Genomic DNA, 23,281 nt, shown 5'->3' with positions numbered 1-23,281 from the left:
GAACCCGGCGCTCTAACCATCTATTTTGTCTATCCGGTTCAGGTCGCTGTTAGTGGCGACCTATGGCATTCATTGCCAATCTTAATAGCGGCTGACATGGAGGCGTCATGCCTCAGTCTGTATAGTACAGCCGCTTCGGTTGGCGACGAGTGCCGACACATCCCTTTTCCCGAGGTCCGGCGGGGCACGCCGGGCCAGACCACTGAATGATTGACCAAGGAGTTCACTATGAGCGTATTGGTAGGTAAGCCTGCTCCGGATTTCACCGTACCGGCCGTTCTGGGCGACGGCACCATTGTTGATGAGTTCAATCTGGCGGAAACCATCAAGGGTAAGCCGGCCATTGTTTTCTTCTACCCGCTCGACTTCACGTTCGTTTGCCCGTCTGAGCTGATCGCTCTGGACCACCGCATGGACGAGTTCAAGGAGCGCGGCGTTGAAATCATCGGTGTGTCCATCGACTCCCACTTCACGCACAACGCGTGGCGGAACACGCCGGAAGACAAGGGCGGCATCGGCCCCGTCCACTACACGCTGGCGGCAGACATGAACCATGACATCTGCCAGGCGTACGACGTTGAGTCCGAAGGCGGCATGGCATTCCGTGGTGCCTTCATCATCGACAAGAACGGCATTGTTCGCTCTCAGCTGGTCAACGACCTGCCGCTGGGCCGTAACATCGATGAGCTGGTTCGCCTCGTGGACGCACTGCAGTACCACGAGAAGCACGGCGAAGTCTGCCCGGCAGGCTGGCAGAAAGGCGACGCCGCTATGGAAGAATCTCCGGACGGCGTTGCGAAGTACCTGGCGGAGAACGCCGAAGGCCTGTGATCCAGGCGATCACATGAGCCAACGAAAAACCCCGCTGGCCGGATTGGTCAGCGGGGTTTTTCGTTGGTTTTGCCACGGAAAAGATGGTTTTAAGGTTTGAAAGTTTTAAGGTTCTAAAGCTCTCTTGGCCAGAGCCCCGGGCGCTTGCCCGCTTTCAAACTTTCAGACTTTAAAACCTTAAGACCGTCATTTTCCGTGTCTTTCAGTGGTCAACCCTGTTCATCTTCATCCCAACTCAAACCCTTTCGGTGGAAAGCCTCCCAGTTCTTTCCAGCGATTGACAATGCTGCAGAACAGTTCCGCCGTTTTCTCCGCGTCGTACGCGGCTGAATGCGCTTCGCGGTTGCTGAAGTCGATGCCGGCGATCTCGCAGGCTTTGGCAAGCACGGTGTGGCCGTAGGCCAGCCCGGCCAGTGAGGCCGTATCGAACGTGGAGAAGGGGTGGAACGGGTTGCGCTTGATGTCGGCCCGTTCGGCCGCGGCGAACAGGAAGTTGTGGTCGAACGTGGCGTTGTGGCCGACCAGCACGGCGCGCTTGCAACCCTGCGATTTGACGGCTTTGCGAATGGGGCTGAATATCTCGGTCAGGGCATCCCGCTCGTGGTCCGCATTGCGTTCCGGGTGCCAGGGGTCAATGCCGGTAAAATCCAGCGCGGCCTGTTCCAGGTTGGCCCCATCGAAAGGATGAATGGCCCGCTCAATGGTATCGCTGGGCTGAATCCAGCCTTCCTCGTCCATTTCCAGAATCACGGCAGCGACTTCCAGCAGGGCATCGGTCCGCGCATTGAAGCCGGCGGTTTCCACGTCCACCACGACCGGCAGGAACCCCCGGAAGCGGCCGGCCATGAGCGTTTTCGTGTCGGATCTCTCGGTCACGGATACCTCAGTCAATCAGTGCGGGCGAGTTGCCAGTTCAGAGTCTCGCCGGCTCGCAGCGGCCGGATCTCACCACTCCCCAGTGGCAGTGTCTCCGGCACTGTCCAGGGCTTACGGACCAGCGTGATGGTGTCGGTGTTACGCGGCTGGCCGTAGAAGTCGGCGCCGTTGAACGCGGCGAAGGCTTCCAACTGATTCAGGACGCCCAGCTCCTCGAAAACGTCCGCGTACAGCTCAATGGCGGCCGGCGCGGAAAAACACCCGGCGCACCCGCAGGCGCTTTCCTTCTTCGTCCGGTCATGGGGGGCGGAGTCGGTTCCCAGGAAGAAACGGCTGTCACCAGAGACGACCGCGTCGCGCAGGGCCTGCTGATGCGTGTTGCGCTTGAGAATCGGCAGGCAATACAGGTGCGGGCGCATGCCGCCAACCAGCATGTCGTTGCGGTTGAACATCAGGTGTTGAGGCGTGATCGTTGCCCCCAGGTTATCCGTGCTTTCACGGACGTACCGGGCCGAATCCGCCGTCGTGATGTGTTCCAGAACGATCTTCAGCGTCGGGAAACGTTGGCGCGTCGGTTCCAGGACCCGCTCAAGAAAGATCTTTTCCCGATCGAAGATGTCGATGTCAGAGTCAGTGACCTCGCCATGAACCAGTAAGAGCATGCCGCACTCACTCATGGTCTCGAGCACCGAGTCGATCTCCCGGATGTTCCGTACACCAGATGCTGAATTGGTCGTTGCGCCGGCGGGATAAAGCTTGGCGGCCGGCACACCGGCCTGATGAGCCTCGAGGATCTGTGCAGGCGTTGTCTCGCCGGTCAGATACAACGTCATCAGCGGAGTGAAGGCGCTGTCGGCTGGCATCGCCCGCTCAATGCGCTGGCGGTAGGCGTTTGCGGCAGCGAGATCCGCCACCGGTGGCACGAGGTTCGGCATGATGATGGCCCGGCCAAAACAGCGGGCCGACGCCGCCACAGTGTCACCAAGCACATCGCCATCGCGCAGGTGCAGGTGCCAGTCGTCCGGGCGCGTCAGTGTCAGCGTATCGGTCATGGATGGGTCTTTGGCGGAAAATGTGAAGCCGGAGTATACCAGATTCGCGACCGGCTAAAGTTTGCGATGCGGTCGCCGTTAAACGATCAATAGAGGAATCGGTTCCGGAGAGTCTTCCCATGTTCCAGAAATCACTGGCCGTTGTCGCGACCGGCTTTTTATCCCTGGGGGCGGCCCAGGCGATGGGATCGGCCTACGGCGCCGGTATTGAAAACAGCCAGTGGTATCACTCCGGATCGGTTTTCGCCTGCACCCTGACCCATGAGGTGCCGGGCTATGGGCGTGCGGTATTTCATCACCGCGCGGGTGAGGACCTGACGTTCTATCTTGAGACCCAGACACGCCTGATGAAGACCGGGCGGGGTGAGTTGGTGATTGAGGCGCCCGCATGGCGACCGGGCGTTGACCCGCGTCCGTTGGGAAACGTGACGGTCAGCGGTGAGCGACGGCCTGTACACATCGAAACGCCCCAGGCCTTTTCCATGGCCCGCAGTCTGCTCCGGGGCATGGCGCCAACCATCACTCAGGAGGCCCGGTACAGCGCCGACCCAGTCCGGGTTCGGGTCTCCAACATCAACTTCGGTGGTCCCTGGCAGGACTATCAATCCTGCGTCTCAGGGCTGCTGCCCGTGAACTATGACCAGATCCGGCGATCACGCATCGGATTCGACTCGGGGGGTTCAACGCTGACGGACGAGCACAGGCAGCGCCTGGACCTGATCGTGCAATTTGTTGAAGCCGATCCCTCCGTTGAGCGCATCTTCGTCGATGGTCACACAGATCGTCAGGGTAACCGCATCGACAACCGCGCCCTGTCGGAGGAAAGGGCGAAAGTGGTCGCTCGTTACCTTCAGCAGCAGGGCATCCAAAAAGACATGATCATCCAGCGCTACCATGGCGAGCGTTACCCGGCCTACGCCGACCCACGCAAAAACCGCCGAGCCACCATTCGCCTGGAGCGTCAGGGCGAAACCACCGTCCTTCAACGGGCGGATAGCGGAAACGGCGATGGGGCGAGTGGGTAATTCGCCCTTCGGGCGGAATTCAAAGGTTTGAACGTTTTAAAGTCTGAAGGTTTTAAGGTTCTCGTGGCCGAGCCTCGAACACTGACCCGCCTTAATGCTTGCAGGCTTTAAAACTTTAAAACCTTAAGGCGGTTACAGCCCACCAATTGGCTCATTCCCCGTCCTGCCGTACAATACCGGTCTTCTTTCCACATGACCCGACGCTGTTCTGGCGGCGGTGTCCCTGTTGATGTTTGGAGAAATGCGGCATGTCTGACGTAAACAAGGTCGTTCTGGCGTACTCCGGCGGGCTCGATACCTCGGTGATCGTCCGGTGGCTTCAGGATACCTACGACTGCGAGGTGGTGACCTTCACGGCCGATATCGGTCAGGGCGAAGAGGTTGAGCCGGCGCGCGAAAAGGCGAAGCAACTGGGCGTTGAGGAAATCTACATCGAAGACCTGCGTGAGGAATTCGTGCGCGATTTCGTCTTCCCGATGTTCCGCGCCAATGCTGTTTACGAAGGCGAGTACCTGCTGGGCACGTCCATTGCCCGGCCGTTGATCTCCAAGCGACTGATCGAGATTGCCAACGAGACCGGCGCGGATGCCATTTCCCACGGCGCCACCGGTAAGGGCAATGACCAGGTCCGCTTCGAGCTGGGTGCCTATGCGCTCAAGCCGGGCGTTAAGGTCATCGCTCCGTGGCGTGAGTGGGACCTGAACTCCCGTGAAAAACTGATGGCCTATTGCGACGAGCGCAATATTCCGGTGGAGAAGAAGAAGGGCAAGTCGCCGTACTCCATGGACGCGAACCTGCTCCATATTTCCTACGAGGGTATCAACCTTGAGGACCCCTGGACCCCGGCGGAAGACGATATGTGGCGCTGGAGCGTGTCGCCGGAGGAGGCGCCGGATACGCCGACGACCATCGATCTCACCTATGAGAAAGGCGATATCGTGGCCATCGATGGCCAGTCCATGCGGCCGCACGAGGTGCTCAGCCACCTGAACAAGGTCGCGGGTGCGAACGGCATCGGCCGGATTGATATTGTCGAGAATCGCTACGTCGGCATGAAGTCCCGTGGCTGTTACGAGACGCCGGGCGGCACCATCATGCTCAAGGCCCACCGCGCGATTGAGTCCATCACGCTCGACCGCGAAGTGGCCCACCTGAAAGACAGCATCATGCCGCGCTACGCCGAAGTCGTGTACAACGGCTACTGGTGGGCGCCGGAGCGCGAAGCCATGCAGGCGCTGATCGACCAGACCCAGACCTACGTCAACGGCGTCGTCCGCCTGAAGCTGTACAAGGGCAATGTCGAGGTAATTGGTCGTCAGTCGGACGATTCCCTGTTCGACGAGAAAATCGCGACCTTTGAGGAAGACCAGGGCGCCTACGACCAGAAAGACGCCGAAGGCTTCATCAAGCTCAACGCGCTGCGGCTGCGTATTGCCGCTGGCAAGGGGCGGGGTTACTGATTACCGCTATTGCGGCCGTGAAACGAAAGGGGGTCGGATGCGTTATGGCCCCTTTTTTGTTTATTGAAAGCTTAAAGGTCTGAAGGTTTTAAAGTCGGAAGGTTGTAGAAGGCACTTGTGGCCGATGTCTCCGACTTCGGAGTCGCCCTTAGGGTGACCGATTGATTTAGCCACGAAAATACACGGAAATCACGGAAAGCGTCCTTCGGACGAGAAAGCAGGGCAGACGACCCGTTGTAGGAGCGAGCCTGCTCGCGACCGTTCAGGTCTGATCCCAAGGATTGATCAACGCCAAACCAAGCGGCTCAAAATCTCCGGTATTCCGGGTGGCAAGCATTGCCTCATGCTGGTGGGCAATGGCGGCAATCTGTGCATCCGCCATCGATACCGGGCATCCGTTCCGTTCGGCATCAGCCACTATGCTGGCGTAGATGGCGGCCGCATCTGCATCAAACGAAAAAATCCGCCTCTCGAAATCCTCATCAAACATTCCGGCGGCGAGCGTTGCGAAACGGCGCTTTCTTTTGCCATCAGGCAGCCGCTCGATGCCGTGCAGAATTTCCGCAACCGTGATGGCGGTAACGGCGATATCCCGAGCGTGCTGCTGATCCAGCCAATCCACCACGCGTGCCGCAGGGGAAGGCCGCATCAGCTCCGATAGCACATTGGTGTCCAGAAGAATCATTCGCCCAGATCCGGTGCTCGTGGGGCGTCGCGGCGTTCCGGCAGTGCGAGTTCTTCCCCGCCAGCCACCGAGAAGCGCTCCCGGATACGGCTCCCCAGTCCACCTACTGGCTTCCCGGAGAAGCGATGCCGTAGAATCACCCGAACTTCTTCCTCCATAGAATGGCCATGCCGGGCCGCTTCCATGCGAAGCTGCGCTTTCAGATCGTCGTCCAGGTTACGAATAGTGATGGATGCCATATTGAACCTCCGTTGCATTGCAATCAATGATAGCATATTGGGCGCATGTTTATCCTGCATGGGCAGAACGGGTCGCTCTGAAGGGTTTAACGTCGGAAGGTTTGAAAGTGGCACGGGCGTTAACCTGTAGCCGATGTCTCCGACTTCGGCGTCGCTGGCTGGTGTCGAGCCTGCTATTTAAACAGTGTCTGGTGGTGGCCTGATTCTGTGATTGTAAAGCTGAGAAACCGTTGTGTTTTTGTGCTGGGGACTGGCAATATCGTTGATAATTATTGGTATTTTTAGACAAGAGCATTATGACTGGGCTGGTCTCAGGTGTTCAGGTTCCCGATTGCAGTGCTCAGACGAATTGAGATGAGATATCAACAGATTACGGCATTGTTCTCAGAAGGGACGCCATGGATCGTGAGATAGCACTTCCGGCTCATTTCCCCCGTCGTCTTATTGCGTTTCTTGTCGACAAACAGCGTATTCCGTTTACGGACATACTGGCTGCGGTCGATCTTCCGCCAGAAGCGATGATGCAGGTCGATGCGCTGCTGGACCAGGACCGGTATCAGAAGATCGTGCGTTACGGTATACAGCGTATCGGCCGAGACACATTGGGTCTGGAGTTCGGCGAGAACCTTCATTTGTCAGATCTTGGACTTCTGGGGTATGCGGCCAGCGCTCAACCCACCATCCGAGAGGCGATCCAGCTGTTCTCGGACCACTACGAGGGCATTTCTCGGCTTAGCCGAATTGCTCTTGAGGGTGGGGAGGATGTCTTCATTCGTGTCTTTCTGGAGCCGGATTTGCCGGACGATATGGCACGCTTTCTCGTGCAGTCCATTGTTGCCGCTATAATGCACAATCTGGTTCGCCTGGGTATTCCGTCCTCTCCGGCCATGAGGGCGCACTTTCATTATGAGAGGCCTAACGATCTGAAAGGTTACCGGAGGCTTCCCGGAGAGGTTCTCTTTAGCGATCAGTACGCCGGCGTTTATGTTCCGGCCCAGTTGCTGGAGCAGACGCTGGAGGTTGATGGGGGCAGGCGTTGGCCGGAAGGGTTGACCCTTGCCGGAAACGATGGCGCCTACCGTAATACGGCGGAGGCGCCGGAAGAGTCCCTGGCGGCATTGATCCGATCGTCATTCCCGGAAGTCCCGGACGTCTCGACTGCGGCCCGCAGGCTGGGTTTCTCGGCGCGAAAGCTCCAGAGAGAACTTGCGGATCGCTCGCTAACGTACACAACGCTGGTCGAAGACGTCAGGATGCGTGAAGCGTCGTCCCGACTGATGAGAATGGATCTGACCATTGGTGTGATTGCCGAGCAGCTGGGGTTCGCGGATACCGCCAGTTTCAGTCGCGCTTTCCGTCGTTACACCGGGATGTCGCCCCGGGATTACCGGAAAAACGGGCCGGCTCAGGAGCCGGCCCGGAATGATCGCTTTACGGACTGCTGACCGTTTTCTCCTCAACGGCCTCTCGAGCGATGGCCTCAGCCGTGAAGGGCACTGAGCGCCAGGTTTTCTTGCTATAGAGCTCGGTCTGGTCCTTGAAAAAGCCGCGACCATCCGCGTTGTTGCTCTGACTGTAGGTCAGCAACGCTTCCGCGGACGGACCCTCTTCCGTGTATTCGACCGTCATGACGTATGAGGCGCCGTAGTTGATCAGGTAGCCTTCCTCTGTGAGGTTGCTCGGTTCGTTGAGAACCGGCTTGCGGTCCAGTGCCGGCAGGGTGGAGGTGAACAGGTTGTCGTCGTCCCGGTATTCCACCTTGTTATAGGCGCCATCGATCTTTTGAAGCCCACCGTGAATGGGAATGGTCTCGTCCCCTTTGCGGGTGAACTGCAATGTCTTCAGCGGGGCGTCCAGTGGCAAGCTCGCATTGCCGAGCTTCTGGGCCGCTTGCGCCAGGCTTCCCTGTAGCGTCTGGCGCCCGACGTTTGTCAGTCCGCTCGGCGTATTGACCGGGTCGGCGGGGTCGTAGGCCGTTGTGAACATGGCCTCGGTCACCAGACTTCCATCCGGGTTACGTTGAGGGTCGCCATTTCCGTCGAGCTGAATCAGCTGACCGTCATCCGTCAAAAGATCCTTGACCGGGGAAAGGGCCTCTCGGAAGAGGGCGACGCCACGGCTGTCGAGATTGAGCTTTCCGTCCCAGGTCTGCTCAATCGTCCCGCAGGCTCCGCTGAGGCTGCCTGGCTCGCTCCCATCGCAGATCTGGTCCTGCCAGAGCAGTCCGGTAAAGGACCAGTTCGAGAAAAGCAGGTCCTGCAGGCTTTCCTTTGTCGCCTGTCCGGGCGTGATCAATGCGCTACCAAACTCGTTGGAGCCCTCGAGCATGGTCAGCCCCATGCGAGTACGGAAGCTTCTCGGCTTGGTGCCCGGATCGCCATACAGGCGGGTGGAAGCTTCCAGCCGTTCGTCCGCATTGGGCAGCCAGTAGCTGTCGTTGGAGTTCATCACGTAGTCGTCGCGGAAGGTGTATGGGGCGCGGTCGAACGGAATGGCTCCGGCCACCGGAAAGCCCGGAACAACGATTGGCTTCGCCAGGTCCGTTTTCCCATCAAGTAACAACAACCCAGCGTCGAAGAGTTGCTGAAGCTGTGGGTCGGACTGAAGTGCCTGGAGCAGTTGCGACTCGACCTGTGGCAGGAGAAACGGGACAAAGGTCGTGTCGGCGTAGAAGCTCTCGCCATTGCTGTCCGTGGCCATGGTGTGATTCCAGGGTACGCCGCCTCGGTCAAGGAAGACCTGACGGAGCTCGCGCACCGACTGAGCCTTGGCCATCTCCAGGAAGGTCCCGAGGAACTCGGCGTTGTCGATGTTGACGTCATAGATGGCGAACGCTTGGTCGCTATCCCACCCGAGCCCCTGGCTCGGAGCGGCCAGAATCGGACCGAAATCGGAGCTGTACAATGTTTGCGTAAAAGGCTGCTCCATTCCTTTCACATCAATCGAGATGTCCCGGGTGGTCATCGAGCGCTTCTCGCCGTCGACGACGTAGGCCGTCGGATCATCCTCGGCGAGATCCAGCCGATAAAGAATAAACTGCTTTGAAGGCGACGTCGTGTGAGTCCAGGCCATGTTCTGATTGAACCCCAGTTGCACGCCGATCCCGCCGGACAGAGAGGCACCCGCCACGTCCAGTTCACCTGGAATCGTCAGGTGAACTTCGTGATAGATCGCCTCGCCTTCCCAGGGCAGGTGCGTGTTGGACAGCAGGGCACCCCCTTCTCCGGCGGTCATTTCCTTACCCAGCGCGATGCCATTGCTGGCGTAATCCTGTGGAATCCGGACGTTGACGTTGTCCAGTGCCAAACCGGTTGCGTTGGCCTGAGGCGGCTTCGCGTTGGCGAACGCCGGTAGAAAGTTTCGTGAGCCGGCCAGTGTGGCCAGATCCAGATAGTAGGCCACCAGATCCTGTGAAGTGATCGGCGACACCCAGTCAGCGCCTGCGCAGTCTCCTGGCAGGTTCGCCGCACCCGTTTGCTCAAGGTACGCGTTAAAACCGGCGGCGTACCCGGTAATCATCTCGCGGGTGTTCTTGTTGAGTTCAGGCAGATTGTTGGACGCCCGCTCCATCACGTTCAGGGCTTTATAAGCCACATCGGAGGCGATGTTGGCGTTGTTTTCACCGGGCCCGAGGTACTTGGCGCGTTCACTCCGGACCTTGACGATCTGGTCCATGAGTGTGCAGAAGCGGTCCTCGGCAAAGGCGTAGCCCTGGCCGTAACCGAGAGACCCGTAGTTTTCAGCGCGGACGTGAGCCGTGCCGTGGGTGGTTCGTGTGATGTCCGCTTCGTATGAAGTGGCTGCGGTATTACCGGTGGATGGATTGTTGTCATTGTCATCGTTACATCCGGCAATAACGCCGAGACTCAGTGCGGCAATGGGAAGCCAGGTGGCCCGTCTCATGAATCGTGTCTCCTTGTTGTTGTGGTAGACCCACTGGCATCGTGCCAAAGCCCTTCTGAATAACGGTTGTTTGAGAGCGCCATAAGTTGACCTCAAACGTCAGCAACGTTATTTCGCGGTGACAGTTTGTATACACGTTTTTCAGGATTGAGGAGAACAGACTGAGTTTCCGGCGGCGACGTTCTGAAATGGTGACTTCCGGGAGGGGCGAAACGTTGGGCCGTTGCAACGCAAAAGCCCCCGGAAACCGGGGGCTTTCTTGCTCTTGGGTTGATGCAGTCAATCAGTTCTGTGGATTGAACGTGGCATCCGTTTCCAGAACCATCTGCACGAACACGCTGGCCGGTGAGGCGCTGACGGGCGTGCTGTGAGAGCCGCTGGAATAGGTTGAGAACAGCGGGCTGTTCTGACCATCCGTAATGCCAGTGCCGAAGGCCTGAGTCAGCGGCAGGCTGCCTGCCAGCGGCGCCGGGAAGCTGTTGACGGTCACCGGTACGGGGGCCGCGCTTTCGTCGGCCGGAACGGTCCGGTTCAGTGGGCCGTTTCCGTCACCCCAGACGTCAGCGTCCGCCGCATTCGGGATCACCGAATCGCCTTCGACCATGGAGAGAAGCTGCGTCGTCGTCCGCAGACCGCTGTTGTCGGTGAAGTTCACCGGATCGGCCGAGTCGATGGCGTGCTGGAAGACGTTCATGAACGTCTCGAAGCTGGCACTGCCTTGCTCAATGCCGTTCTGCTGCAGGCCCAGAAGGATCTGCGGCGCGAACGTGGGCGAGTTTTCCAGCAGACGAACCACGCCACCGCCCGGAGTCAGCATGCTGGCGGCTGCGATGTCGTTGTTCACGCTCGCAATTGGAAGCGCGCTGCCGGTCGGGTTACCTGAAGCGTCGGCCGCGATGTTCAGGCTGTTTTGATTGACAGAACTGATGTAAGGCGTACCGGTGATCGTCCCCAGAGAATGTCCGGCAAAGAAGACAGAGTGTTCTGGAGGTGTACCGTCCGACGCGAAGTCAGTGTCAAGAGTTTCGAGTGTTGACCCCATGCCCGCTGCGGGCAATTCAAGCCCTTCGAGACTGGCTCGCAGAGTCATCTGATCCAGGGCGCTCTGACGGTTGTTGTCACGAGCCGCCAGGAAGTTGTTCAGATTGATATACAGGCTGCCTGACTCTCCAGCGCCGACAGCGTTGCTGGTATCGAAGGTCATGCTTTGAATCTGGCCCTGAGCGTTGGCGAAGAGGTTGAAGTGACGCTCGTTACCGCTGTTTGCCAAGCCCGGCACGGTGCTCCCAGCCCGAGACACAGTGCTGATAAGGGCGGCGGCAGTTGCGTTCGCTTCAGTCTGATTCTGGTCTGTGTTCGCTTCGATAGCGGTTGCGACAGTCTGCTGATCGCCGGCGACAACAGCAGGCGCCAGCTGCTGAGCCGCTTCTTTGGCCACCCCGCCGCTAACAAGAAGTTGAACAGCAGTTGCTTCCTGGTCGTCCGTGGAGAAAGGAGTCACGCCGTGCAGAGGCTGATCAATGGCAATGACCGCGTAGCCGTATCCGGCCAGTGCGGTACCGAACGTCAGAGCCGCGCTACGGTCTGTCGTGATGCCATGTTGATACATGACGACCCCTTTGATGGTCCCGGTATCGGGGTAAAGTGCGAGCACCGGAGCATCAACGACTTGCCGCTCTTTCGGGAACGGGAAGATGTAGTTAACCGCTTTGGACACCGACGGGTCCGCTTGAGGGATGCTCAGGCCGAGCGGCTCAAATGCGGCGTTGAGTCCGGCTGCCAGCCCGGCGTCGGCTTCCCAGTTGACGCTCTGTACCTTGCTCTTACTGGTTCCTAGGTAGTACGGCAGTTCGATAGAGCCTTGTGCCGCGACGACACCGCTGGGCATCGGCGTGTCTTGATTGGCGGTCAGTTTTTGAAGAACGGTGCTTGCGGCGAGGGACACTTTTCCAACCTCTTTTGCGGAATCAAAAGAGATGCCACCGTCACTGATATCGGGCAGGAGCCCTTCAAACTGTGAGGCAAGCGCGTTGCCCGCGCATTTCATTGCCGCCACATTGGTTAGACCAGCGCAGCCCTTGGGATCCCCATTCGGTGGGTTGTCAAAGATTGGGCTGAGAGAGGCCTTAAGGCCTGCACTTGGGAACGAGGGGAAGGCGCCTGGGATGCCTTTCTGTTGATCGCCTTGAATCGCCAAATTGATATCGGCGTAGCCGAGTTCGCCATTGCCATCAAAATCAAAGTCGACCGCCGTGAGATTGCCGTCTTCGTTCACGTCAAAATCGGCCGCCGTGACGCTGCCGTCGCCGTTGATGTCCCAGCCGCCGTCAACGGTCAGCTCGTCGCCACCGAGGAAGCGGGCGGCACCGGTCACCTGCCGTGAGGTGCTGACGCCGACGAATGTTTCGAGCTGATCGGCAAACCAGATGCCTGGCTCGGCAATGTACTCCAGCACCTTCTCATCGTTGGAGGTGGTGAAGCTGTATGTCATTGCGAAATCATTAGGGTTTGTGCCGGTAGTCTCCGCAAGCTTGGGCTCCCAGAAGCCGTTGATTAGACCTCGAATTGGAGCCAACGCATCCGACACCAGCGCTTCGTCTGGGTTCGTGAGGCTGGAGTAGGATGGGGAAGCGACGATCGGTTCGCCATTGACGTCTTTTACGCCCTTGGTAATGCCCACAACATAGCGTTGCCGCGGGTCGAGCGGCTTGAGAGGCAGCAATCTAATGGCTGATTGGCCGTCCAGGTTTTCAACATCGGGGCGTATCTCGGTATCTGTCAGAGCCGTTCCATCGCTCGGAGGAGCCCCCAATGACAGCGCTTGTACGGGGTCGCCGCTGGCGTAGTTGACGGCGACGACGAAGATCGTTTCGCCAAGCACGACGGTGTCGGCATCGATCTGGCCATTGAACTGAATCACTGCAGGCGCGACGGTGGACGCGCCACTGAGGCTGTTCAGGGCCGTTGTAACGGGCGGCTGCGTGTCGGCCACCGCGAAGGTTCCATCGCCCGCTTCCGAATCGAAAATGAAGTCGTTCGGGAGTGGCACCTCGCTGGTCGCCGGGTTGAACAGCGGCCAGGTCTTACCCGAGAAGTTTTCGTTCTCGATCTTGTAGTCCGGGTTGGCGTTGCCTCCGACGGAGCTGTCGTCCAGGCAGCCGGTCAGGCCAACACTGGACGCCACGGCAAGGCTTAAGAGGGTTTTTTTATACATGGGTGGAACCTTTTCCTGTTGTTGTCTCGTTATTCTGGCCCGGCCCGACTTTGGCGGAGCAGGCCGGTCGCCTGTCTGTCTGAAGTCCCGGGATGCTCCCGGTCAGCGCATTATTCTCCCTTCGACTATAGCCGACGGGATGAGCCCCTTTGATCGCACTAAAGTGTGATTCTCGCGCGGAACCTCTCCACGTCCTGTGAATGGTATCCATTGAAAAATAGCCCGCGCCACGCCGTTTGTCGAGTACGGCGCGATGGCGGAGGCGGTCACTCGAAGCTTGAGAAATCAGGCGTGCGCTTCTCTGCGAATGCAGCAAACGCCTCGGCCGCTTCCGGTGATTGCAGGCGGTCGGCAAATAGCCGTCCCTCGGCCTGCATGGTGGCGTTCAGCCGCTCGGACGTGGCCCGGTTGATGAGCTGTTTGGTCGCGCGAATCGCGGCCGGTGGCTGTGACGCGAGTTGCTGGCATACCTCCAACGCCGTTGTCTCGGTGCTGTCGGGCGGGCAGATCCGGTTGATCAGTCCGAGGCGGTCCGCGTCCTCGGCGGAAAACCGCGTTCCCAGCATCAACAGTTCGGACGCCCTTACGCGCCCCAGCCATTGCGGGAGCAATAAGCTGGAGCCGCCTTCCGGGCAAAGCCCCAGATTCGCGAACGGCATCTGGAATCGGGCGTTGTCGCCGGCGAATACCAGGTCGCAGTGCATCAGCATGGTGGTGCCGATGCCGACGGCCGGGCCGTTCACGGCGGCAACAACGGGTTTTGAGGCGTTTGCGAGCCCGAAGAGGAAACGCCCGACCGGCGTTTCCTCGAAATCGCCCGGCAGCCCGTCGGCGAAATCGCTCAGGTCGTTGCCGGCGGTGAAGCAGTCCGTATTACCGGTGAACAGGGTGCAGCGAATGGCGCTGTCCTGTTCCGCCTCCATCAGGGCATCCGCCAGCCCGTCGTACATGGCATGGGTCAGCGCGTTCTTGCGCTCCGGCCGGTTGATGCGGACGACCAGAACCCGGTCGTGCTGTTCGGTGAGGATCAGATTGGTCACGCGTACTCCTGCCTGTGATTTCTGTGGTCTGGAACAATCTAACGGATTTGTGCGGGCGGTTCTAATTCTGTTCCGGCTCTCTCCCGGGTGGTAGAATCCGCGGCATTCCATGACGGCACCGTGGCCGACAAACGAGTGCAATCAAAGAAGAGAGAGACCCATGACGACCGTGATCCGACAGGACGACCTGATCGAGAGTGTGGCCGACGCGCTGCAGTTCATCTCCTATTACCACCCGAAGGATTTTATTCAGGGCGTGCACGAGGCCTATCAGAAAGAGGAGTCTCAGGCGGCGAAGGACGCCATGGCGCAGATTCTCATCAATTCGCGCATGTGCGCGCAGGGCAAGCGCCCCATCTGTCAGGACACGGGCATCGTGACGGTGTTCGTCACCATCGGCATGAACGTGACCTGGGATGCCGACAGGCCGCTGGACGACATCATCAATGAGGGCGTGCGCCGGGCCTATACCCACGAGGATAATGTGTTGCGGGCGTCGGTGCTGGCCGATCCGGACGGTAAGCGCGCCAATACGAAGGACAATACGCCGGCCATCATCCACTACAAGATGGTGCCGGGCGACACGGTGGAGGTCCACGTCGCGGCCAAGGGCGGCGGCTCTGAGGCCAAGTCCAAGTTTGCCATGCTCAACCCCTCTGACTCGGTGGTGGATTGGGTGCTGGAGCAGGTGCCGAAGATGGGTGCCGGCTGGTGCCCGCCAGGCATGTTGGGTATCGGCATTGGTGGCACCGCTGAAAAGGCGATGGAGCTGGCGAAGGAGTCGCTGCTGGACCCGATCGACATTCACGACCTGAAGGAGCGCGGCGCGAACAACCGCTCCGAGGAGCTGCGTCTTGAACTGTTCGAGAAGGTCAACGAGCTGGGCATCGGCGCCCAGGGCCTGGGCGGCCTGACCACCGTGCTGGATGTGAAGGTGAAGGATTATCCCACGCACGCCGCCAACAAGCCGGTGGCAATTATCCCGAACTGTGCGGCGACCCGTCACGCGCACTTCACGCTGGATGGGTCCGGCCCGTCCCTGCAGACGCCGCCGAATCTGGATGACTGGCCGGAAATCACCTGGGAAGTCGGCGACGACGTCCGCCGGGTGAACCTCGACACGGTGACGGCCGAGGACGTCAAGGACTGGCAGCCGGGTGAGACCGTCCTGCTGTCGGGCAAGATGCTGACGGGCCGGGACGCCGCTCACAAGAAGATGGTCGACATGATCCAGAAGGGCGAGGAACTGCCTGTCGACCTGAAAGGCCGCTTCATCTATTACGTCGGTCCGGTGAATCCGGTCCGGGACGAAGTGGTTGGCCCGGCTGGCCCGACGACGTCGACGCGCATGGACAAGTTCACCCACACCATGCTGGAACAGACCGGCCTGCTGGGCATGATCGGCAAGGCCGAGCGCGGGCAGGTGGCCATCGACGCCATTCGCCAATTCGGTGCGGTGTACCTGATGGCCGTCGGCGGCTCCGCGTACCTGGTCTCCAAGGCCATCAAAGACGCCAAGGTCGTGGCTTTCGAGGAGCTGGGCATGGAAGCGATCTACGAGTTTGAGGTCGAAGACATGCCCGTCTCCGTCGCGGTCGATACCGACGGCAAATCCGTCCACCAGGTCGGCCCGGCCGAGTGGCACGCCAAGATCATCGACGCGAAAGCGGTGAATGAATAGCCGCTGAACCCGCGGAAGGACGCGGAAAAGTAACGAACGAATGGCCACGGAAACCACGGAAGAACACGGAAAAATAACGGTTTTAAGGTTTTAAAGTCTGACAGTTCTAAGGCGGGCAAACGCCCGAGAATCAGGCCACAAGAACTCCAAAACTTTCAGAATTTTTTCCCGCCCGAAGGGCGGTTTCCGTGTTCTTCCGTGGTTTCCGTGGCTAATATCTTTGTTTCCGCGGATTCCGCGGCGAACCCGGAAATTCCCCATGTCTGACCGACCCCGAATCCTCCTTCTCTCCGGCTACGACGCCGCCAGCCACCGCCGCTGGCGGGAGCAGCTGGTGGCGAGTCAGCCGTCGTTTGAATGGTCGTCACTGGCGTTACCGGCTCGGCATTTTCGCTGGCGGATTCGTGGCAATGCGTTGAGCTGGCTGGAGGCGCCGGAGTTTGGCGAGTCCTGGGATCTGATTCTGGCCACCTCCATGGTGGACCTGGCGGGACTGCGGGCGTTTCATCCTCATCTGGCGCACGTTCCCACGCTGCTGTACATGCACGAGAATCAGGTGGCGTATCCCGGCTCCGGGCGGCAGCATTCCAGTGCGGAGCCGGTGATGGTAAACCTGTTCAGCGCGCTGGCGGCGGATCGGGTCGTGTTCAACAGTGAGTGGAACCGGGAGAGCTTTCTCGCCGGGACGAGCCGCTTTCTCCGGCGTATGCCGGATCGCAAGCCGCAGACGGCGACGGAACGGATTCGCGCGAAAAGCGACGTCTTGCCGGTCCCGATCAGTGATGGCCTGTTCCGCGAGCGCTCTCAGCCTGTGGATCGTCAGACTCCCCATCTGTTGTGGAACCATCGCTGGGAGTACGACAAGGGGCCGGACCGCCTGGTGGCGATGCTGGCGCGGTTGGAGTCGTTGGAGCAACCATACCGGTTGAGTGTGGTGGGGCAGCAGTTCCGTCGCGAACCAGAGGCATTCGCCGAGATTCAGTCGCGGTTCGGTCAACGGCTGGTCCACTGGGGCTACGTGGAAGACCGGGCGGACTATGACCGGTTGCTGGTCACGGCGGACGTGGTGCTTTCCACGGCGTTGCACGATTTTCAGGGGTTGTCGATGCTCGAAGGAATGGCATCGGGCTGTCTGGCGCTGGCGCCTGATCGTCTGGCGTATCCTGAGTACGTGCCGGAGACGCAGCGCTACCCGTCTCTGGAGGATGATCCGATCCGGGAGGGGGAGGGCGCGGCGGAGCATCTTGTGCGCCTGTTGTCGGCGGCGGATGCCAAGGCGGCGCCACCCGAGGCCTGGCGATTGTCGCGGCTTGCCGGTCGATATACGGAGATCATTCATGCGACACGGCGGAGAGCGGTCTCATGATGAAAACCCATGACGCGTTGCTGCGCAGCGCGGACGAGTTGCCAGAGCGTGTCGCGCTGATCGGCGTTGCCGAGCCGACCCTGACGAATGAGTTGGGGGGAGGGCTGGCAATGACCGAACACCGGGGCACGTATGATGATCTGATCGCCGGTTGTGGGCCCGGCTGGCGTGTTGCGTTTGGCTACGACGACCCCGCCCTGACGCCGGGCGAGGTGGAGGGCGTTGTGGTCTTCATGCCCAAATCCCGCAGGGAATTGGCGATGCGTCTGGCCCTGGCCCGGAGTCTGGCGCCGGGAGGCGAGTGCTGGCTGGTGGGTGGTAAGAAAGAGGGGGTCGGCGGTGGTTCCCGGCTACTGAAGGACCTGTTCCCGAACGCGCGAAAAATCGACAGCGCCCGCCACTGTCAGGTGTGGCAGGCCGACATTCCAGCGGGTGCCGAGCCGTTCCGGCTGTCGGACTGGCTGGAGTGGCACGACATTGGTCTGACATGGTCGCTGGCGCACCTGCCGGGCGTGTTCAGCGACGGGCGTCTGGATGAGGGCACGGCCCTGTTACTGGGTACGCTGGATTCCGAGCCGCCGGTGGCGGGGTCTGTGCTCGACTTTGCCTGTGGGGCCGGGGTCATCATGACCGCGTTGGGGCATCCGTCTGATCGCGAGGTATTGCACGGCGTGGACGCACAGGCCCAGGCAGTGTACTGCGCGCGTCAGACCCTGTCTCGTGCGGGGGTGGACGGTGAGGTCTGGGCCTCCGATGGGCTCAATGAGGTTGGGCGGCGGTACCAACTGATTGTATCCAACCCACCCTTCCACCTGGGTGTGGAGACCACCACGGCCGCCACCGAGGCCTTCCTGACATCCTGCCGGGCTCATCTGGCACCGGGTGGCGAGCTGCGCCTGGTCGCGAACCGGTTCCTCCCCTATGAAGCGTTGATCGGGCGGTATGTCGGACGGTGCGAGAAGCTGGCGTCGAACGACCGGTTTGTGGTGTACCGTGCATTCGGGTGACAACGATGATGGGACGATTGGCTCTGTTTCTTCTGGGTGTGGCGATCATGGCGCCTGCCCGGGCGGAACTGTCCGCTCGGGTGAGCGGGGCGGAGGCTGACCGGAGCGCGCCGTACCGCGAAACGGTGTCGGCCGTCATGGTCCGACCGGACGAGCACCGTGTCTGGTCTCTGGACCATGAATACCGGGTGTTAGAGCTGCTGCCGCGGAATGGTGTGCCACCGGCGACCAACGGCCATGTCCATCAGTTGGCCGTTGGGTGGTCGGATCGGGTGGGCGCCTGGGACGTCTCGCTCGCCCCGACGTTGGCGGTTTCCTCCAATGTGCTTCGGCATCCGGCATCGATGCGTCTTGACGACTGGCGCCTCGACGGTCGTGTGGTGCGCCGCACGGTGGGACTGGCCGGTGGCGACTGGCGCTGGGGCATCGGCGTGGATGATCGCTTCGGTGACTATGCGCCCTGGCCGTTGGTGCAGTGGCAGACGACGCTGGGCGAGGCGTTTGAGCTGACGCTGGGCCTGCCATCGAATGGCGTTGAATGGCGGGTCACCGAGCGCTGGCGGCTCTCGCTGGACGTGTTTCCGGATGGCGGGCAATGGCAGGTCCGGGATGAAAGCCGGACCCGGGTCAGTCGTCTCGAACAGACACGCTGGCGGGCCGACCTGGCCCTGCAGTGGCGTGTCCTGCCGAAGGTGGCGCTGGCCGCCGGCGTGGCCCGCTTGATGGACCGGCGTTGGTCCTATCGTCTGGAAGACGGTCGTGGGGCAGAGCGGACCCCGTCGTCCGCCAATGCCTGGTTTCTCGCCATCAGTTGGCGCCTTCCCGGGCAGACTGACAATTGAGGCAGAGAGTGACTTCCGGTTTCACGGACAGTCGCGGGTAGGGGATGTCCTCACCACACTCGTCGCAGAAACCGTAGTCGTCCTCGTCCATCCGCCTCAGGGCGGCCCGCACTTGCTGGAGTTCGCGTTTGTACTGGTTCTCGTTGGCGATCGCCATGGCCTGTTGCTGCAAGGCATCGCCCCGCGAGACCCGACCGGTGCTCTGCTGGTCGAGCGCCACCGTCTGCGTTCGGTCTGAAACGCTGTTCAGGACTTCCGTGAGCTGCTTTTCGCGCTCCTGGAGTTGTTGATGAAGGGCGGCGAGTTGCGTGTCATCAAGCATGCATGGCATTCCCTCTGGCAGTCATGACTGAGTGGACGAGGGGTGCTCACGGAACCGGTTTGCCGATCGCGACGTGCTGTCGTTGCGACCTGCCAAAATTGTGACATAAAAAAAAGCCCCTGGGGTGGAGGGGCCAAAGGACAGGTCGCTTAAGGGTGGCAAGCAACCTGAAATCGAAGGGTGGATCGTGCGGGACACTATGTCCCGCGTTCCCCAATCAGTGTCTACTCGGACTCGGCGCGCTGACTGGCGGGTGCCAGTTCACGAATCTGCTCGAAGAGAGTGCGCGCCCGACTCTCCGCGGTCTGGCGGTAGTGTTGAAGCTTGGGCTTGACCTCGGCTTCGTAACGCTGGCCCGCCTGATCGGCGACGTAAGCGGACATCATATTGGCGTTCCACCAGAGTTTCTTGCGCAGGTCGTAGGTGGCGACGTCCAGATTGCGGGTAAATGACCGAAGCGACGGGTTGCGCTCGCGGAGCTGAGTGACCAGCTCCTGGAGGCGCGTTTCACCCGTGACTTCGACGCCCAGATCGCTGAGTACTTTCTTCAGCTCAGCGCTGGCCTGGTCCACCTGGGGCTGGACGCGCGATTGCAGCTTTTCACGCGCGGCGCTGACATTGTTCAGTGTGTCCTGCAGCATGGATACTCCTGTCTGCTGTCGTGTCAATTTAGAGAGCAGGTTACGGAGCAGGATTAGAATAATCAGCCTAATTCCGGCATGGGATCTGGTCTGATTGGGCCAAAGGCGTCAGGGGCTCAACGCGGCCGGAGGCCCATTCGTTCGATGGTATCCACCACCGTCTGGGTCTGGCTGTCGATCTCGACATTCACGCGGTCACCGACGGACAGGTTGGCAAAGGTCGTTACGCGCAGGGTTTCCGGGATGAGGTGAACGTTGAAGGTGTCGTCAACAACGTCGCCGATGGTCAGGCTTGCGCCATTGATGGCGATATAGCCTTTTGGAAACAGGTAGCGGCACCAGTCATCAGGTACCCGGAATGTGATGGTTCGGTTGTTCTCCGGCGTGTCGATGGCAATGACTTCCGCCGTCGTGTGGACGTGGCCGGACAGGAGGTGTCCGCCGATTTCGTCGCCAATGCGGGCGGCCCGCTCGAAATTGACGACGTCCCCGGTATTCAGGTCACCAAGGTGGGTCAGCCGGAGGGTTTCCTGCATGGCATCGAAGAACAGGCAGTCGCCCTCCTGATTCGTGACGGTCAGGCAGACACCGTCTATTGAGACGGAGGCGCCGGTCTGGACCGCGTCCAGGTGTTCGGGCGGGAAACGAAGCCGGAACCGGCTCAGACCGGTTTGACGCTCGATGTGCTCAACCCGGGCCAGCCCCTGGATAATGCCTGTGAACATACACACTCCTGATGGCGCCTGAAAATCTGGTCTAGAATACCGGCAGGTGCTCCCAAAAGGAACCCGGACAAGGGCTTATGGCTGACGAATCCACTGACTCCAACACCGATCCCCGCCAACCGGTGCTGCGCCCGGGCCGGCCGGCTGACCAGCCGCCGTCTTCGGAGCCTGCCGAGGCCGGTGGTGCGGTGGTGCGTCGTCAACGGGAGACGCCGGAACAGCCGACCACTGAGGTGGCGGCGACAGTCGATGAAAGCGAACACGACGCCGGAGCGGAAGAAGCGCCAGACGATGAGACCGACGCGGAAGAAGAGGCGGACGTCATGGCGCGTCAGATGGGGCGCCGTCGTCTGTTGAGACAGTGTGAGCGTGTATTGCTGCTGGATTTTGATCGTCTTTCCATTCCGGATTGGCCAACGAATTTCGAGGTGATTTCGGCTCGTCGCCGACGTGACCTGTGGCTGGCTTTCGTGGTTCTGTCTGCCGTCGTTTTCCTGGCTGGCATTCCCGGATTCGTACCGGCATGGATCGCGGGCGGCGGTTTTGGGGTCTTTGTGCTGATCCTGTTGGCCGGTGTGCCCTTCGTTCGACGTCTCTTTTCCAGTCAGCCGACCTACCTTGAGCTTGTGCTGCGTCGTCACCAGCGCCTGCGGGAAGGGCGCATGCATGTGGAACATCTGGAGGGCCACGAAGGTCTGGCCTGGCAATGCGCGATGATGGCGGATTTCAACCCGGCGCTGCGCTCAACGCGTTTCTCGTCCATCGTCCGGCTTTCCGAGCAACGCCAACTGGCTCGCCACATCAGGCGGCGCGATCATCTGCGGCTGTACCTGATTTTTCTCATGGAAGCTGAAAAGGCCTACCATCGGTTGCAGAACGCCTATTTTGAAGGCCATCAACAGGCCATCGACGAAGGATGGGTCGTGGAGGAGGTGTCATCCTCGGAGGACGCGGACGACGAGTCCACGACGGACGAATCCGACAACGAGGCAGGAACGCCGCCAGCGACAACTTGACAACATTCTGGGTCAAACGTATGTTTCAAACGTATGTTTGGACAATAACAAGCGCTTCCCATGGCCCAGAACGACACCGTTGACCGTATTCTTGATGCCGCAGAAGAGCTGTTCGCCGAGCGCGGCTTTGCAGAGACCTCCCTGCGCATGATCACCAGCAAAGCGGGTGTGAATCTGGCGGCTGTGAATTACCATTTCGGATCCAAGAATGCACTGATCCATGCGGTGTTCGCCCGTTTTCTCACCCCGTATTCCCAGACTCTGGAGAGTGCGTTTGACGAGCTGGAAGCCAACTGCAAAGGGCGGCCGCCCTGTCTTCACACAACGCTCTGGGCACTGACCGAGAGCGCGATCCGCATGCCGCATCGCAACGAGCGGGGTATTTCCATCTTCATGCGCCTGCTCGGGCTGGCTTACACGCAATCCCAGGGACACCTCCGGAAGTTTTTAGAAGAGGAATACAGTGAGCCGTTCGGGCGTTTTATGCGTCTTCTGAAGGAAGCGACTCCACAGCTCTCCGCTGTTGATCGTTACTGGCGAATCCAGTTTATGCTGGGCGCCACGGCGTTTACCATGTCCAGCAGTGACGCGCTGCGCGACATCCTGCAGAACAAGTTGGGCGTTGACACGCGAGTTCAGGAAATTGCCTCACGCCTGGTGCCGTTTCTGGCAGCCGGGATGCAGGCGGAGGATCCGCTTCTTGTGTCATCGCCGGCCTGATCGAGCTGTCCGGGCCGCGGCGCACCTCAGCAACAGCTCCGAAGGGCGTGGCAGAACCTGCCGCCATGACATTCGGGGCCTCCTGAAGAGGAGCGTTCATGCTCGAGCACATCGAGTCCATCCATATCAGTCTGCCGGACCAGCGCCTGACGGCCTACGGACCGTCCGGTAAGAAGTGGAGCCGGCCGGTCTCAACCGCGGCCAAGGGCCCCGGCGAAGCCAACGGTTCCGGAGCAACACCCCGTGGTGCTCACTACATCCGCGCCTGCATCGGTGGTGGCCAGCCGTGCGGGGCCGTCTTTGTCGGGCGTCGGCCGACCGGTGAAATCTATTCCCCGGAGCTGGCGGCCCGGTTCCCGGAACGCGACTGGATTCTGACCCGGATTCTGTGGTTGTGCGGTCGTGAAACCGGTTTCAACCGTGGCGGCCGTGTCGATAGCATGCGCCGTTTCATCTATATTCATGGCACGCCGGACTCCGAGCCCATGGGTGTGCCGGCTTCTCACGGTTGTATTCGCATGCGTAACGACGACCTCATGGCGTTGTTTGATGCGGTAGCACCCGGTGTGCCGGTGACAATTTCAACGGATGACCGGCACTGACACCGGCACGATCAATCTGGCTGGCTGAACGGAG

General features: G+C 60.3%; 21 protein-coding genes. 11 read left to right on the top strand and 10 right to left on the bottom strand.

Annotated features, from left to right (window positions below):
• Nucleotides 1-228 precede the first annotated feature (228 nt).
• Nucleotides 229-831 carry a peroxiredoxin gene (locus C8D92_RS11975; RefSeq protein WP_095609492.1) on the top strand — a complete coding sequence of 201 codons (603 nt, stop codon included), beginning with the start codon at nucleotides 229-231 and terminating at the stop codon, nucleotides 829-831.
• A gap of 225 nt (nucleotides 832-1,056) precedes the next feature.
• Here C8D92_RS11975 and rnt read toward each other — a convergent pair whose 3' ends face one another.
• Entirely contained in the window at nucleotides 1,057-1,677 is a 621-nt protein-coding gene (gene rnt / locus C8D92_RS11970) for a ribonuclease T (RefSeq protein WP_095609562.1), read from the bottom strand.
• A 41-nt stretch (nucleotides 1,678-1,718) separates the two neighbouring features.
• A complete protein-coding gene (gene pyrC, locus C8D92_RS11965; RefSeq protein ID WP_116919475.1) occupies nucleotides 1,719-2,759 on the bottom strand; it encodes a dihydroorotase in 1,041 nt (346 codons plus the stop codon).
• A 119-nt stretch (nucleotides 2,760-2,878) separates the two neighbouring features.
• Between pyrC and C8D92_RS11960 the strand changes: the two genes are divergently transcribed.
• Complete coding sequence (locus C8D92_RS11960) at nucleotides 2,879-3,784, top strand: flagellar protein MotY (RefSeq protein WP_116919474.1); 906 nt, start codon at nucleotides 2,879-2,881, stop codon at nucleotides 3,782-3,784.
• 248 nt (nucleotides 3,785-4,032) lie between these two features.
• Nucleotides 4,033-5,244, top strand: a complete 1,212-nt coding sequence (locus tag C8D92_RS11955) for an argininosuccinate synthase (RefSeq protein WP_116919473.1) — start codon at nucleotides 4,033-4,035, stop codon at nucleotides 5,242-5,244.
• Nucleotides 5,245-5,506: 262 nt separating this feature from the next.
• Here the strand turns inward: C8D92_RS11955 and C8D92_RS11950 are convergent, their stop codons facing one another.
• Complete coding sequence (locus tag C8D92_RS11950) at nucleotides 5,507-5,929, bottom strand: type II toxin-antitoxin system VapC family toxin (RefSeq protein WP_116919472.1); 423 nt, start codon at nucleotides 5,927-5,929, stop codon at nucleotides 5,507-5,509.
• The gene (locus C8D92_RS11945; protein WP_116919471.1) at nucleotides 5,926-6,168 is read right to left on the bottom strand and encodes a FitA-like ribbon-helix-helix domain-containing protein; all 243 of its coding nucleotides are present in this window, start codon (nucleotides 6,166-6,168) and stop codon (nucleotides 5,926-5,928) included. Before C8D92_RS11945 ends, C8D92_RS11950 begins: the two co-directional genes overlap by 4 nt.
• A 398-nt stretch (nucleotides 6,169-6,566) precedes the next feature.
• Here C8D92_RS11945 and C8D92_RS11940 point away from each other — a divergent pair, with 398 nt between their 5' ends.
• On the top strand, nucleotides 6,567-7,613 hold the full coding sequence (locus tag C8D92_RS11940) for an AraC family transcriptional regulator (RefSeq protein WP_095609503.1): 1,047 nt from the start codon (nucleotides 6,567-6,569) through the stop codon (nucleotides 7,611-7,613).
• Here C8D92_RS11940 and C8D92_RS11935 read toward each other — a convergent pair.
• The 3 genes from C8D92_RS11935 to C8D92_RS11925 all read right to left on the bottom strand — a co-directional run bounded on the left by C8D92_RS11935 (nucleotide 7,600) and on the right by C8D92_RS11925 (nucleotide 14,325).
• The gene (locus C8D92_RS11935) at nucleotides 7,600-10,071 is read right to left on the bottom strand and encodes a penicillin acylase family protein (protein WP_116919470.1); all 2,472 of its coding nucleotides are present in this window, start codon (nucleotides 10,069-10,071) and stop codon (nucleotides 7,600-7,602) included. The two genes, C8D92_RS11940 and C8D92_RS11935, sit on opposite strands and share 14 nt — an antisense overlap.
• A 283-nt stretch (nucleotides 10,072-10,354) precedes the next feature.
• Nucleotides 10,355-13,285, bottom strand: a complete 2,931-nt coding sequence (locus tag C8D92_RS11930; RefSeq protein WP_116919469.1) for a hypothetical protein — start codon at nucleotides 13,283-13,285, stop codon at nucleotides 10,355-10,357.
• A gap of 266 nt (nucleotides 13,286-13,551) precedes the next feature.
• Nucleotides 13,552-14,325, bottom strand: coding sequence for an enoyl-CoA hydratase (locus C8D92_RS11925; protein WP_095609506.1), 774 nt, complete (start codon nucleotides 14,323-14,325; stop codon nucleotides 13,552-13,554).
• 160 nt (nucleotides 14,326-14,485) lie between these two features.
• Here C8D92_RS11925 and C8D92_RS11920 point away from each other — a divergent pair, with 160 nt between their 5' ends.
• From C8D92_RS11920 to C8D92_RS11905, 4 genes are all read left to right on the top strand, one after another.
• A complete protein-coding gene (locus C8D92_RS11920; protein WP_116919468.1) occupies nucleotides 14,486-16,006 on the top strand; it encodes a fumarate hydratase in 1,521 nt (506 codons plus the stop codon).
• Nucleotides 16,007-16,265: 259 nt separating this feature from the next.
• A complete protein-coding gene (locus C8D92_RS11915; protein ID WP_116919467.1) occupies nucleotides 16,266-17,372 on the top strand; it encodes a tRNA-queuosine alpha-mannosyltransferase domain-containing protein in 1,107 nt (368 codons plus the stop codon).
• Complete coding sequence (locus C8D92_RS11910; protein ID WP_116919466.1) at nucleotides 17,369-18,379, top strand: class I SAM-dependent methyltransferase; 1,011 nt, start codon at nucleotides 17,369-17,371, stop codon at nucleotides 18,377-18,379. Before C8D92_RS11915 ends, C8D92_RS11910 begins: the two co-directional genes overlap by 4 nt.
• Nucleotides 18,380-18,384: 5 nt before the next feature.
• A complete protein-coding gene (locus tag C8D92_RS11905; RefSeq protein ID WP_116919465.1) occupies nucleotides 18,385-19,221 on the top strand; it encodes a hypothetical protein in 837 nt (278 codons plus the stop codon).
• On the opposite strand, the gene C8D92_RS11900 is transcribed toward C8D92_RS11905, so the two are convergent.
• The 3 genes from C8D92_RS11900 to C8D92_RS11890 form a co-directional block, all read right to left on the bottom strand.
• Nucleotides 19,187-19,543, bottom strand: a complete 357-nt coding sequence (locus C8D92_RS11900; RefSeq protein WP_095609511.1) for a TraR/DksA family transcriptional regulator — start codon at nucleotides 19,541-19,543, stop codon at nucleotides 19,187-19,189. The two genes, C8D92_RS11905 and C8D92_RS11900, sit on opposite strands and share 35 nt — an antisense overlap.
• A gap of 224 nt (nucleotides 19,544-19,767) precedes the next feature.
• Nucleotides 19,768-20,184: a hypothetical protein gene (locus tag C8D92_RS11895; RefSeq protein WP_095609512.1), complete on the bottom strand. Its 417-nt coding sequence runs from the start codon at nucleotides 20,182-20,184 to the stop codon at nucleotides 19,768-19,770.
• A 116-nt stretch (nucleotides 20,185-20,300) separates the two neighbouring features.
• On the bottom strand, nucleotides 20,301-20,909 hold the full coding sequence (locus C8D92_RS11890; RefSeq protein WP_116919464.1) for a riboflavin synthase subunit alpha: 609 nt from the start codon (nucleotides 20,907-20,909) through the stop codon (nucleotides 20,301-20,303).
• Between the two features lie 77 nt (nucleotides 20,910-20,986).
• Between C8D92_RS11890 and C8D92_RS11885 the strand changes: the two genes are divergently transcribed.
• The 3 genes from C8D92_RS11885 (at nucleotide 20,987) to C8D92_RS11875 (ending at nucleotide 23,247) form a co-directional block, all read left to right on the top strand.
• The gene (locus C8D92_RS11885; protein WP_207775167.1) at nucleotides 20,987-21,925 is read left to right on the top strand and encodes a hypothetical protein; all 939 of its coding nucleotides are present in this window, start codon (nucleotides 20,987-20,989) and stop codon (nucleotides 21,923-21,925) included.
• Between the two features lie 60 nt (nucleotides 21,926-21,985).
• Nucleotides 21,986-22,645: a TetR/AcrR family transcriptional regulator gene (locus C8D92_RS11880; RefSeq protein WP_095609514.1), complete on the top strand. Its 660-nt coding sequence runs from the start codon at nucleotides 21,986-21,988 to the stop codon at nucleotides 22,643-22,645.
• Nucleotides 22,646-22,743: 98 nt separating this feature from the next.
• Nucleotides 22,744-23,247, top strand: coding sequence for a L,D-transpeptidase (locus C8D92_RS11875; RefSeq protein WP_116919463.1), 504 nt, complete (start codon nucleotides 22,744-22,746; stop codon nucleotides 23,245-23,247).
• The last annotated feature ends 34 nt before the right edge of the window (nucleotides 23,248-23,281 follow it).

Source organism: Tamilnaduibacter salinus (assembly GCF_003096655.1).
In the GTDB taxonomy this organism is placed as follows: Bacteria; Pseudomonadota; Gammaproteobacteria; order Pseudomonadales; family Oleiphilaceae; genus Tamilnaduibacter; species Tamilnaduibacter salinus.
This window is presented reverse-complemented; position numbering and strand designations above follow the sequence as displayed.